The sequence below is a fragment of the Paenibacillus andongensis genome, from assembly GCF_025369935.1.
Taxonomy (GTDB): domain Bacteria; phylum Bacillota; class Bacilli; order Paenibacillales; family NBRC-103111; genus Paenibacillus_E; species Paenibacillus_E andongensis.
Genome location: NZ_CP104467.1, coordinates 3346811 through 3358441 on the forward strand (window position 1 = coordinate 3346811; position 11631 = coordinate 3358441).

Here is an 11631-nt window from a genome sequence, read left to right on the forward strand (position 1 = left end):
GATACTAGAAAATCGCTTGCGTCTCGACGATAACCTTCACATTTTGAACACTGCGGTCCTCTGGACCTTTTACCGGCAACCCAACTTCGACATGCTCCACAATGTAATCAATAAGCTCTTGGGTTATCACTTCGCCTGGAAGCAAAATGGGAATACCAGGCGGGTACACATAAATAAATTCGGCAATAATGCGGTCCGCAGCGTCTTTGAATGGGAGTATTTCGGTTTCGCCATAGAAGGCATCCCGCGGTGTTAAAGTTAGTTGTGGAATCGCAGGAACTTTGATGACAACTTCTTTTACTTCAACAACGTCATCATTCATATGAGAAAGCTCGCGTAAGGCTTCGAGAAGGGTGTCGACGTTCTCTTGGGTGTCACCAGGCGTTATAAGACAGAGAATGTTGTACATGTCACTCATTTCGACTTCGATGTTGTAATGATCGCGCAGCCAGTTCTCGACCTCAAAGCCAGTGATGCCAAGCTTGCGTACGTGAACGCATATTTTCGTCGGATCATAGGTGTAAGTCGCTTCTTCACCCAGAATCTCTTCCCCAAAGCAGTAGAGGTTGGAGATTTCGTTGATCTGTTTTCTTGTATACTGAGCAAGTTCAATCGTGCGCTCGGCCATTGCATGGCCATTTATCGCCAGATGTCTGCGTGCAGTATCTAAAGAAGCTAACAATATATAGGAAGTTGAAGTTGTCGTAAGCATCGAAATAATCGTTTGGATTCGCTTTGGATTAACACGATTCCCTTTCACGTTGAGGACTGAGCTTTGTGTCATGGAACCACCTAGCTTATGAACGCTAGTCGCGGCCATATCAGCTCCAGCTTCCATCGCGGACATCGGCAATTTATCATGGAAATGAATGAGCACACCATGTGCTTCATCGACAAGGACAGGCATGTTATAGCTGTGAACAAGGTCAACAATTTCTTTAAGATTGGTACATACGCCATAGTAGGTCGGATTGATGACCAGAACAGCTTTGGCATCCGGATGCTTTTCGAGTGCACGGCGAACAGAACGCGTAGGAATTCCGTGATCAATACCCAAGTTTTTATCGCGGGCAGGTTGGATGAACACGGGCTTAGCGCCTACGAAAATAATCGCGGCCAAGACGGATTTATGTACATTGCGCGGAACGATAATTTTATCGCCTTCCGAACACACGGTCATAATCATGGTCATAATGGCGCCGCTTGTCCCTTGTACGGAGAAGAACGTATGATCAGCACCATAGGCGTCTGCAGCAAGCTTCTGAGCTTCTTCAATCACGCCCATTGGTTGATGCAGGTCATCCAGCGGTGCTATATTGATGAGGTCGATAGATAGCGCGTTGTCCCCAATAAAGGAACGAAACTCCGGGTCCATACCGACTCCTTTTTTATGGCCTGGAATATGGAATTGAATTGGATTTTTCTCAGCATGTGTGAGCAGTGCAGTGAACAGGGGGGTACGGGTATGATCCACCTGATTATCGCTTCCCTTCTATCGTGGATTGCTTGTCGAACAATGCAACAAACAAAATGAGTATATCAAAATAGAGATATCATGCAAGCTTATTTTTAAAAAATAGTTTGTGCCAGTTCAGGTAAAACTAACAGCAACTTGTTAAAATACGCCAAAATAAGGAGAAATCTTATGGTTTGGATGCAAAAATGGCGGAATAATCGCTTGTTTTCTCCATTTGTGATCGAATTGTTAATTATTATGTTTGTCGTCGAATTTGTGAAGGGAGCCTTGCTTTTAACGATTTTACCGGTCTATATGAAAACGACATTAGGTGCATCCACATTTATTATTGGCTGGACGCTAGCTGCTCAATATATTGGTGATAATGTGCTTCGTACACCCGTTGGCTGGATTATTGATAAGTTGGGTTACCGAACAACCATGCTTACCGGTGTGCTCCTGACATTTGTTTCGGTCATTCTAATTGCAACGACTACCCAATATATGTGGATGATCCTAGGATGTGCGCTGCTTGGCTTTGGTACGGCGCCATTATGGCCCTGTGTGATCACAGGAACGACGGAAGTGGCCGGCGACGAGGGTAAAGCTACAATTATGAGCGTTGTCTATATGGCTTGGCTCTCAGGCGTTGGGCTGGGACCGGTAGCTATTAACTTTTTCGTGGGAGAAAATAACTACAGCACCGGATTTCGATTATTGATCGGCTGCATGACGGTTGTCGTTCTTGTTGCGCTCATGCTGCCAAGAAAGAGTGGCGTAATAAGAACGGACGGAGAGGGCGGTGCGGAGAAAGATTTGGTTTCTAACCGAGCTGCTGCAAAACCACTCTGGGAGCGGATAAAAACGTATCTAAGTGAAGTACGGCGCTCAATGTCTGTCAGCCCGTTGCTATTCCCCGCGATGTTCCTGCAAACGTTCGCTCTTGGTATTCTGACTCCCATTCTCACACTCTATGCCAAAGAGATATTGAAGCTTACATCTTTTCAATACAGCATGTTTCTAATTGCTGGCGGAGCTGTTACTGTCGTTTTCTTAGTTCCGATGGGGAAGTTAGTTGATCGTCTAGGCATTCGTCCATTTTTAGTTGTGGGTTGTCTGCTAAGCGCTGCTGCGCTGCTGCTGTTTACTTTCGCGAAGACAATGCTGCTGCTCTATGTCTTGGTTGCTGTGCTTGGAGCGGGCTATGCCTTCCTTATTCCTTCTTGGAATGCACTCATTGCTTCAGCCATTCCACCGGAGAAACGAGGCGCAGTTTGGGGGTTCTTCCTAACGATTGAAGGGCTGGGGATGATCATTGGGCCGATCGTTTCCGGAAAGCTTTGGGACGTGTATGGCTATCATACGCCATTCTTGATGAGCGGCTTGGTGCTGGTCGTGCTGCTTGTTCTTCAAATGTTCATTTCCATCCCCAAAAAAGGTATGGTACGATAAGGGAAAATGATTCGTTTGGAGGATTATAAGCATCATGAATAAACAGATCGGAATCATCATGCTGTTGTTGATGACTATATTCGTAGGTTTCGGGATCATCATTCCTGTGCTGCCTGAAGTTGTTAAAGGTGCAGGCGCTGAATATCATAATGCACTGCTATTATCGGTCTATTCCGCAGCCTCTTTTCTCATGTCCCCTATTTGGGGAGGACTATCGGATCGCATCGGGCGCAGACCGATTATCTTAATTGGTCTGCTTGGGTTTAGCGTTAGCTTTTTGATATTTGGATTCGCTGACGGTAATCTGTGGGTCATGTACGTATCCCGCATTCTAGGTGGATTATTCTCAGGAGCAGCAACAGCATGCGCTGTGGCTTATGTAGCTGATATTACAACCGCTGAGAATCGGACAAAAGGCATGGGTATGGTGGGAATGTCAATTGGGTTAGGCTTTATTTTCGGTCCAGCGATCGGCGGGATTTTAAGCCGCTGGGGGACGTATCTTCCATTCTTTGTAGCATCTGGTCTCGCACTAGCTTCCTTTCTTTTTGCTTTTGCTATACTGAAAGAATCGCTGTCTGTTGACAAGCGCACGTCCGTGAAGGAGAAAGCTCCATCAAGATGGACTGCTTTCGATGGAGCTTCGAAGTATCTTTATGTTTTATCATTTTTCGTATCTTTCACATTGGCAGGGCTCGAAGCGACGCTTCAGTATTACCAAATGGGCAAAATTGGCGCAACGCCATTCGATATCGGCATGATGTTCTTAGCTAGCGGTATTGTTGGCGCCTTAATCCAAGGCGGCGTTGTCCGTCGCTTGGTCAAACAGGGAGCCGAGCAGCGCGTGATCGGCATTGGGTTATTGTTATCCGCAGCAGGGTTCTTCCTGCTGCTGTACTCCAGCAGCGTAGTGACCGCTGCTATTTACTTATCGGTCTTCGGCGCAGGTAACGCCCTCATACGCCCGTGTGTGACGTCGCTGATTACACAGCGCACGAAAGTCGGTCAAGGCGTCGCGACGGGCCTCAGCTCCTCTATGGACAGTCTGGGCCGCATTGCGGGCCCACTCCTTGGAGGAGCGGTATTCGCCATCGCGCATTCGCTGCCGTTCATTATCGGCGGCGTGCTCTGCTTAGCAGCGATCCTGCTGCTTCAGCGCTTCGTTCTTGTAGATCGTCAGACGCGGGCGCAGCAGCAAACCGCCTGACAGATGAAAAAAGCTGCACACTAGCTTCCCGAATAGGGGAAGGCTGGTGTGCAGCTTTTTTCTTTGTAACGGCGAGCTATGGCTTGCGAGGTGATAAGCCGTGCATGATGAAGTTAATCGTGTGCTCGATTTCTTGGGGTTCATCCCATTCCGAATCGGGCGCAAACAAAAATCGAGTAATCAAGAAGCCAATAATTGTCGAGGCGATCAGTCGCATACTCGTAGCTTCGGGAAGTTCGATTAATTGACCCTCAGCTTGAAAGTGACGTATGACTTTATAAGCTTTTTCCAGCACTAATACAGCAACTGTCTCTTTAAACTGTTCACGAAGCTCCGTATGGAAAGGGATTTCATGCATGAATATTTTGATAACCGGAAAATGCTTGCGGGCGAATTCTAAACGATTCACAGTGATGGCGCGCAAGAATTGTTCAACATCTGGATAATCAGCTTCCAACACCTTGGTAAAATCCTTCACTGCAAACGGTGCAATGAGCTTCGTCATAATGGGGGCAACGATCGATAGCAGCAATTCTTTTTTCGTTTTATAGTGACGGAATATGGTACCTTCCGCTACGCCAGCTTTTTGGGCAATTTCACTGGTCGAAGAGCCAGCGAACCCTTTCTCAGAGAAAATCTCTACAGCCGCTTGAACAATTTTTATCTGCTTATCGGTCATCTTCTCTTCTTCGTCATTTAGACGCAGAAGCTCGTTTAACCATGGTTCGACTTGGGACAATGCGTTCACCTCTTTATTTAGCAAAACTGGCTTTGCAACATAGGACATCCTAACATTATATCCTACGGTGCTTCCGGAGTGCCACTATGTTTAAGATCATGAAACAAATCGTGAATGCTGCTAACACGAGAACGTCCAACCAAATGCGATCCCAACCTGCACCGCGGATCATTATATTCCGTAGGGCATCTGCACCGTATTTAAGCGGCATGATGACACCAATCCAGCGGAGGTATACCGACATCGTATCGAGGCTGAATAAGCCTGAGAAGAACACCTGGGGGACGATAATAAGCGGAATGAACTGAATCATCTGGAATTCATTGTTTGCAAAAGCTGAAATCAGCGTTCCTAGTGATAAGGCAGCCAATGCTAGCAGGACGGTGATTAACAAAACATACCAGAAAGAGCCGACCAACATAAGTCCCAGCACACTAGTGGCGAACCATGCAATGAGCGTTGCTTGGAGTGTTGTAAATATGCCAAAGCCTAGAATATAACCGACAACGATTTCCCACCGGCGCAGCGGTGTGGCCAGCAGTCGTTCCAAGGTTCCGCCGGTTCGTTCCCTCAAGAACGAAACGCCAGAGAGCAGGAAAACGAAGAAGAAGACGAAAAAACCTATGAGAACAGGACCGAAATTGTCAAACGCCGCCATATCAGCAGAGCCATGCAAATAGGTGATGGCTGGCGCTTGTAAATTGGAGCTAGAGCTAGCGTTAGAGCTTGCTGGTGCTGCGCTTTGCAGTGCTTTTTGGAGCAAGAACAGCACAGCTCTATTTTTACTGGGGTCGCTTCCTTCTAAGGTCACTTGCGGCGCTGCCCCATTCATCGCAATAATGGCATCCAAATGCACAGCTTCTAGCTCAGTTTGGGCTTCATCTGCCGTGTAGGTTATTACTTCCGCATTTTGATCCTGCAGTTTTTGAATGAGCGGAGCAGGGACATTAACAGCGCCTAGTTTTGGGACATAGGTGTTGCCGTTAAACACCAATGACATCATAAAAAGAATTAACATTGGAGCTACAAGCATCATCATTAAAGTTCGTTTATCGTGAAAGAACTGGCGTAAAATACGGATCACAATCGCACGAATTCTCATTGCTTGACACCTCCATAATATAAGAATGCTTCTTCAATCGTTGCGGAGGAAGTAGCCTGTTTCAACTCATCCGGTGTTCCTACTGCCGTGAGTCTGCCGTCACGGATCATACCAAGCTGATGACATTTGTCTGCTTCATCCATCACGTGGGTGGTCACGAGAATCGTTGTGCCCTGCGAACTGAGATTCGTTAACTCTTGCCAAATTGATTTGCGTAAGACGGGGTCAATGCCCACCGTAGGCTCATCGAGAATTAGAATGCCTGGCTCGTGCAGCAAAGAGATTGCGAGTGATAAGCGGCGCTTCATTCCTCCAGAATAATTGGAAATCTGCTTCTTCAAATGAGATCCTAGATCAACAAGCTCCATGACGTCATGGATGCGCTGCTTGCGCTTTGTTCCCGTTAACCCATACAAAGATGCGAAGAACTCCAAATTCTCTTGAGCGGTTAGTTCTGCATAAAGGGCATCCGATTGCGCCATGTAACCGATTTTCGATAGCATCGCTAACTGGGGCATCTGCTGCCCGAGCACATGAACGGTCCCCGATGTGGGAACATCAATGCCAGCAATTAAACGTACAAGTGTTGTTTTCCCCGATCCGGAAGGGCCGAGCAATCCGAAAATATGGGCTTTCGGCACAGCTAGAGTAATGTCATTCAGAACAATCTTTTCATCAAATTGCTTGCTGACACCATGCACTTGAATAGAAAGGTCTGTAGTCATATCTTGCACCTCTTTCGGGAGTGAGTAATCACTTATTTTTCTTGATGTACTTATCATACGCCATCACATTGAATTTGAGAAGTGAGTAATCACTCATTTCTGAGAATTATTTTATACCGCTCTTAACTGAGAGTGTTTATAAAGCTTGATACAAAGCAAGCTGCGCTCAAGAGGCTCTAATATTTGAATGAGAGTCGTTCAGCAACTTTGTGAAGCATGTTGGGAACCCGCCAATTGAAAATCCCCGAGTGCACGATAGTCCAAGTTGTATTTTGTGCAACAATACAACTGCTTCACCCTGTGTAGCCTGCTACTGTTGTATTTCGTACAACATTTCGAGCCCATTTGTTCCCAAATAGCCTAATCTAGGCCTAATTGTTGTACATCATACAACAACGAAAGATGAGAGGTGGAGACTTGGCAGATAAAGTTGTACTTTATACAACGTTCATGGCAACCGAGAATATGGATGCTTTCATAAGTTTCGTGGCCTTATCCCAAGCAGGAAAAAAGGCATCCCAGAGTAACCCAGAGGAATGCCTTTTTGCTATCACTTGCAATGATCAGTCTTTGACTTTCGCGTCTTTCTTACGATCAACCCATTGTTCAATAGATGGGGTTAATTGATCCTTTATGGACGACACAAGCTTGTCCTTCGAAATGCCCTTAGACTTGGCAATCTCAGCCAGGGATTTGCCGGAGCGGAGCTGGGCGTGAAGTTCGTCCTTGCTCAGACCGAGAGTCTTAGCAAGCTTCTCGGTATCCGGCTTCAGTCCGAACTTATGCCCCTTGCCGCGGCCATCATGACCATCTAACAAGTTTTTCTCGTTGAGGATGAACTTCAAATGCTCATTGAGTTTCATCTTCATGTGCTCGCCTTGATCAGCTGTCAGCTTGCCGTCTTTGACGGCAGCATCAATTTTGCCTGTTCGAAGCTGCTGCAGCTTGGCAGTCAAGTCGGCTTCGCTGATGCCTTTGTCTGCGGCTGCTTCAACGATGCTTTTGCCGTTCCTCAGCGCTTTGACGAGCACTTCTTTGTCAACACCGATGACGGTAGCAGACTCATCGACAATCGGCCATTTTCGGCGGTGACCGCCATGATCCTTCTCATCTGTCTGTTGCAAACGAATCGTTTGCTCCTGATCCCCGGAAGGAGATTGAGCGGCTGCCGTTACGGAGGGAAGTGCCGTGCAGCCAAGAGCGATTGTGAAAGCAATCGAGCTCACCACTAGCTTTTTCATATACGTTGGGTTCATACTTTTAATCCCTCCTTTCCTGTTGGATTAGGACTACAGCGCTTAGTCTGTGCAGAAGGGGTTAATTTTACTTTAAAGGAACCTTAGTCTCACATAAAAATTTCCATAAATCTGATTTACTTAGCGTTCACAGCCATCTGATAAAGAGGGATGAGCTTCTCAAAAGTTTGTTTAATAAGCAGCTCAAGTTCAGCCGGTTTCCCTAGCACGGGATCCTTGAAACTGAGGTTGCGGCCGATGAGCAGCTCCGCTTTTTTGACATCACGGAAACGAATTAATGCGTCGTTCCAGCCGCTGCGATCAAGATCGGACAGGGGGGTAACGTCTTTTTTCATATGGTCGAAGGAAAGGACGAAATCGGATGGAATTTCTTTTTGCAAACGGTCGATTTCTTTCATGTAGGTAGTTGCAATGTTACTTTTATTCGGGAGTTCATAAATAAGTGCCAACCAAATAAACACTCGATCATCAAATAGACCTACTTGGAAGTGAGGTACCTGTTTATACCCTCGTTTGTTTGGACAAATCGCCAGCCAAGTATCAACAGGGGGATTCACTTTACGTCTTAAGTGTTTAGCGATATGTAGGAACATTTCTGTACCGGAAAGGACGGACAAATCCTGAGCCAATGCATCACCTAATGCTTTAAATTTAGGCTGAATGCGCTCTCGAATGGCTTCCATACGTCCATCAAGACCTTCTATAGCAAAGGTATCGAAATCATGCTGTGCAAATCCAATGAAACTCATTTGTTTAATTCCTCTTTTCAATTACGTTTTCAATTATTCTAAAGCAATTCGTGTATTCCCGCAATAAATACGAGTTTCAGATAAGGAAGTAGGCCATCGGACCGATTTTATGACAGAAAAGCAGGAAAAAAGTGGAACCATGCCGAATTATGTGATAACTATCAATCAGGAAAGACAGGAGAATTTAATCGTATGAGGATGTCAAAATGGTCTAAAATAGCGGTACTTGGCACTTTAATGGGAACTTGTTTCACAGCGGGTGTTTACGCACAGGATGTGCTGCAGCGCGTTGATGCTTACTTAAGAAACGATTTTAAAGTCGTCGTGAATGGGCAAGAAGTGAAGCTGGCGAATCCGCCTTTAATTTATAATAATTCCAGTTATTTGCCGGTGAAGGAACTTGGAACTTATTTAGGAGCGGTTGTGAATTGGAAGGATAGCACGAAAACCATCTATCTGAATTCCCGTATTAATCCCCAGCAGCCTGCGGAAGGCAACGAAACGAATTATACAGAAATTGTGCTGCAGTACCCCTATCCACAGTACTTGGATTATTTAGGGGGGACTTATCCGATTCTAGTTAATACGACGGATCAGACATATTACCGGTTGAAAGATCTGGACCGAATGGGGGTTTCTACGGGCGGATTACGGAAAGCGAAGGAAAAGTATACAGAGGATATTTATGTCAGCGAAGAAGAATTGAAAAAGAGTTGGAAAGAAACGCCGCAAATTTCCTATCTCATAAATGAACCCATCGTGATTACAGGGGAGCAGGATCCAGTAAAGCTCAAGACAATCAGAGCGTATGTGGAAGGTTTTCGATATTATGAGATCAATAAAGTACCTTACATGACGAATCCAATTATCATCGATGCGCTGCCTGAAGAGAATACATACAGCTACTTGCTTACGGAAAATGGGCATTTCTATCGTACAACTCTCAAACTGACGCAAATAAATGGCAATAATAATAAGCCTGATTATGTCGTTGGAAGTTCCTCCAAAGAGGACATCCAGGTGACGAGAGTTAAATAATTAACTGCCGGTGCCTGATTGCTTTTTTAAATAAAAAATAGCAATTTGCGTGCGATCTCGGAGATTCAGCTTGCTGAGAATTTCCGTAATATAATTTTTAACGGTACCTTCGCTCAGGAATAGCTCCTGGGCGATTTCTTTATTGGACAGACCTTCAGCGATTTGGGCTACGACAGCTTGTTCGCTAGCAGTTAATCCATATCCACTAAGTGGTTTGGGTGCAGGTATGTTCGAAGATGAATTAGTACCGATAAAGGTCGTCAATTTCTTAGCAATTTCGGGATGAATAAGAAGATTGCCTTGCTCTACTGTCTTGATTCCTTGAATAATCCGATCCGGCGAAATATTTTTGAGCAGATAACCGCTGGCTCCGTTTCGCAAGGCCTGAACGATAAATTCATCATCATCGAATGTGGTCAGAATAAGCACAGCAATATGAGGATAAGCTTGCTTAATCTTCAACGTGCCTTGAACACCGTCACAGATTGGCATCCGAATGTCCATCAGGACAACGTCAACCTGGACGCCGTTTTGGATAAAAGCAAGAGCTTCGTCTCCATGCATACACGTACCAACAACTTTAATATTTTCGTCAAGTCCAATGATTAATTGTAAGCTTTCGCGGATGAATGGATCATCGTCGGTAATGAGCACATGTATCATGTTGTGTTCAACCCTTTCTTAGGTAGATTCAATTTAGCGAAAAGTGGGCAAGACCGTCGTCACTGTAAATCGATCCTCGATCGACACCATAAGCTGCCCTCCAATAAGCTTGCTTCGTTCTTCCATGCCTGACATGCCTAATCCGTTTACACTTCGCTCATTAGGCAGTTTACCGTTATTCGAAATGCACATTGTAATCTGTTTGGATTCATAGGTTAACTGAATGAGAACCTGGGTTGCGGACCCGTGACGAATGGCATTCGTAATGGCTTCTTGTGCATTACGGTATAGTATGAACTCTAGACTCGGATACAGTACGTAGGGCATCCCCTGCATCTCTACCTCAATAGTTATTCCTTTATCTGCTGTCAATCCTTCAATGAGTTTCTCCAACGAGTAGGTTTGCAACGTTTCATCATCTGGTTTCAGTCTACGCACGGTTGAGCGCAGCAGTTCCATGCTTTCGGTTAACTGGTCACGGACCGACATTAACATCTCTACGCCTTTCTTTTGCTGCGTAGGCAGGATCTGCAAGGATGCTTCCATCATCATTTTAAGCCGGATCAGCTTATGTCCCAAATCATCATGAATATCTCGGGAAATCCGATTGCGTTCGTCCGTTTGTGCAATGTTTTCGACTTTTCGGGCGTAATCCATTAACTGAAGGCGAGCTTCGTCCAGCTCGTAATGCTGTCGCCGAAGCCTATCATAGAGCAGCTCAATTTCCTCTTTGTTTTGCTCCGTTTGGAGCATCTGCAGCAGGAGAATCGTCAGAGACAAGAAGATCAGATTGGCAATAAGGTAGTAGCTGTTTGGCTGACTATGTAAGGATATGTTCAATAGAATCAAGTGAATACTCATGATATAGTAACGGATATGACTATTTACGGTGGTTACATAGGATAAGAGCGTTGAGTAAAAAGTTATGAACAAAATGCCGTCATAGTGATAGCTCATCCATCCGCTAAATCCGATTTCGAGTAAAAGCATCCATACGGATTTCGAGAATATCGTTCTGCGCATTTCTGCAATCCAAAGGAATATGAGAATGAGGAAGACATACGTACTATTAGATGAATAGCTTTCTAAATACATCGAGGCAATCGCTGGAATGAGAATGAGTAAATAGCGGGTTAACGAACGTAATTGTGTCAATCGATTTCCTTCCTTTTCAGGGCAAGTATTAGCAAAGTATACCATATAAACTAGGAGGGTTAACACGTCTAATAGACAGATAATGACTT

At 45.2% G+C, this 11631-nt stretch carries 11 protein-coding genes; 3 read left to right on the top strand and 8 right to left on the bottom strand.

All coding sequences use genetic code 11. The features are described 5' to 3' along the window. Positions 1 to 4: 4 nt before the first annotated feature. Entirely contained in the window at positions 5 to 1474 is a 1470-nt protein-coding gene (locus NYR53_RS14695) for an aminotransferase class I/II-fold pyridoxal phosphate-dependent enzyme (RefSeq protein ID WP_261305844.1), read from the bottom strand. Between the two features lie 171 nt (positions 1475 to 1645). Between NYR53_RS14695 and NYR53_RS14700 the strand changes: the two genes are divergently transcribed. Then, entirely contained in the window at positions 1646 to 2908 is a 1263-nt protein-coding gene (locus tag NYR53_RS14700; protein ID WP_261305845.1) for an MFS transporter, read from the top strand. A 34-nt stretch (positions 2909 to 2942) separates the two neighbouring features. Beyond that, entirely contained in the window at positions 2943 to 4115 is a 1173-nt protein-coding gene (locus tag NYR53_RS14705; protein WP_261305846.1) for an MFS transporter, read from the top strand. 76 nt (positions 4116 to 4191) lie between these two features. Here the strand turns inward: NYR53_RS14705 and NYR53_RS14710 are convergent, their stop codons facing one another. From NYR53_RS14710 to NYR53_RS14730, 5 genes are all read right to left on the bottom strand, one after another. Then, positions 4192 to 4902 carry a TetR/AcrR family transcriptional regulator gene (locus tag NYR53_RS14710; protein ID WP_437180151.1) on the bottom strand — a complete coding sequence of 237 codons (711 nt, stop codon included), beginning with the start codon at positions 4900 to 4902 and terminating at the stop codon, positions 4192 to 4194. A 7-nt stretch (positions 4903 to 4909) separates the two neighbouring features. Next, positions 4910 to 5956: an ABC transporter permease gene (locus tag NYR53_RS14715; protein ID WP_261305847.1), complete on the bottom strand. Its 1047-nt coding sequence runs from the start codon at positions 5954 to 5956 to the stop codon at positions 4910 to 4912. Continuing rightward, positions 5953 to 6681: an ABC transporter ATP-binding protein gene (locus NYR53_RS14720; protein ID WP_261305848.1), complete on the bottom strand. Its 729-nt coding sequence runs from the start codon at positions 6679 to 6681 to the stop codon at positions 5953 to 5955. Before NYR53_RS14720 ends, NYR53_RS14715 begins: the two co-directional genes overlap by 4 nt. Positions 6682 to 7244: 563 nt before the next feature. Then, positions 7245 to 7937, bottom strand: coding sequence for a hypothetical protein (locus NYR53_RS14725; RefSeq protein WP_261305849.1), 693 nt, complete (start codon positions 7935 to 7937; stop codon positions 7245 to 7247). 116 nt (positions 7938 to 8053) lie between these two features. Then, positions 8054 to 8686 (bottom strand): YktB family protein, encoded by a 633-nt coding sequence (locus tag NYR53_RS14730; protein ID WP_261305850.1) that lies wholly within the window; start codon positions 8684 to 8686, stop codon positions 8054 to 8056. A 192-nt stretch (positions 8687 to 8878) separates the two neighbouring features. Between NYR53_RS14730 and NYR53_RS14735 the strand changes: the two genes are divergently transcribed. After that, entirely contained in the window at positions 8879 to 9724 is an 846-nt protein-coding gene (locus NYR53_RS14735) for a stalk domain-containing protein (protein ID WP_261305851.1), read from the top strand. Here the strand turns inward: NYR53_RS14735 and NYR53_RS14740 are convergent, their stop codons facing one another. Further along, positions 9725 to 10387, bottom strand: coding sequence for a response regulator transcription factor (locus tag NYR53_RS14740; RefSeq protein ID WP_261305852.1), 663 nt, complete (start codon positions 10385 to 10387; stop codon positions 9725 to 9727). It abuts the gene before it with no gap. Positions 10388 to 10420: 33 nt separating this feature from the next. Next, on the bottom strand, positions 10421 to 11542 hold the full coding sequence (locus NYR53_RS14745; RefSeq protein ID WP_261305853.1) for a sensor histidine kinase: 1122 nt from the start codon (positions 11540 to 11542) through the stop codon (positions 10421 to 10423). Positions 11543 to 11631: the final 89 nt, after the last annotated feature.

Bases quoted from the DNA above. Each gene is read 5' to 3' on its own strand.
- NYR53_RS14715 (WP_261305847.1), bottom strand. From the start codon at position 5,956: ATGAGAATTCGTGCGATTGTGATCCGTATTTTACGCCAGTTCTTTCAC.
- NYR53_RS14740 (WP_261305852.1), bottom strand. From the start codon at position 10,387: ATGATACATGTGCTCATTACCGACGATGATCCATTCATCCGCGAAAGC.
- NYR53_RS14700 (WP_261305845.1), top strand. From the start codon at position 1,646: ATGGTTTGGATGCAAAAATGGCGGAATAATCGCTTGTTTTCTCCATTT.
- NYR53_RS14720 (WP_261305848.1), bottom strand. From the start codon at position 6,681: ATGACTACAGACCTTTCTATTCAAGTGCATGGTGTCAGCAAGCAATTT.
- NYR53_RS14705 (WP_261305846.1), top strand. From the start codon at position 2,943: ATGAATAAACAGATCGGAATCATCATGCTGTTGTTGATGACTATATTC.
- NYR53_RS14710 (WP_437180151.1), bottom strand. From the start codon at position 4,902: ATGTCCTATGTTGCAAAGCCAGTTTTGCTAAATAAAGAGGTGAACGCA.
- NYR53_RS14730 (WP_261305850.1), bottom strand. From the start codon at position 8,686: ATGAGTTTCATTGGATTTGCACAGCATGATTTCGATACCTTTGCTATA.
- NYR53_RS14725 (WP_261305849.1), bottom strand. From the start codon at position 7,937: ATGAACCCAACGTATATGAAAAAGCTAGTGGTGAGCTCGATTGCTTTC.
- NYR53_RS14735 (WP_261305851.1), top strand. From the start codon at position 8,879: ATGAGGATGTCAAAATGGTCTAAAATAGCGGTACTTGGCACTTTAATG.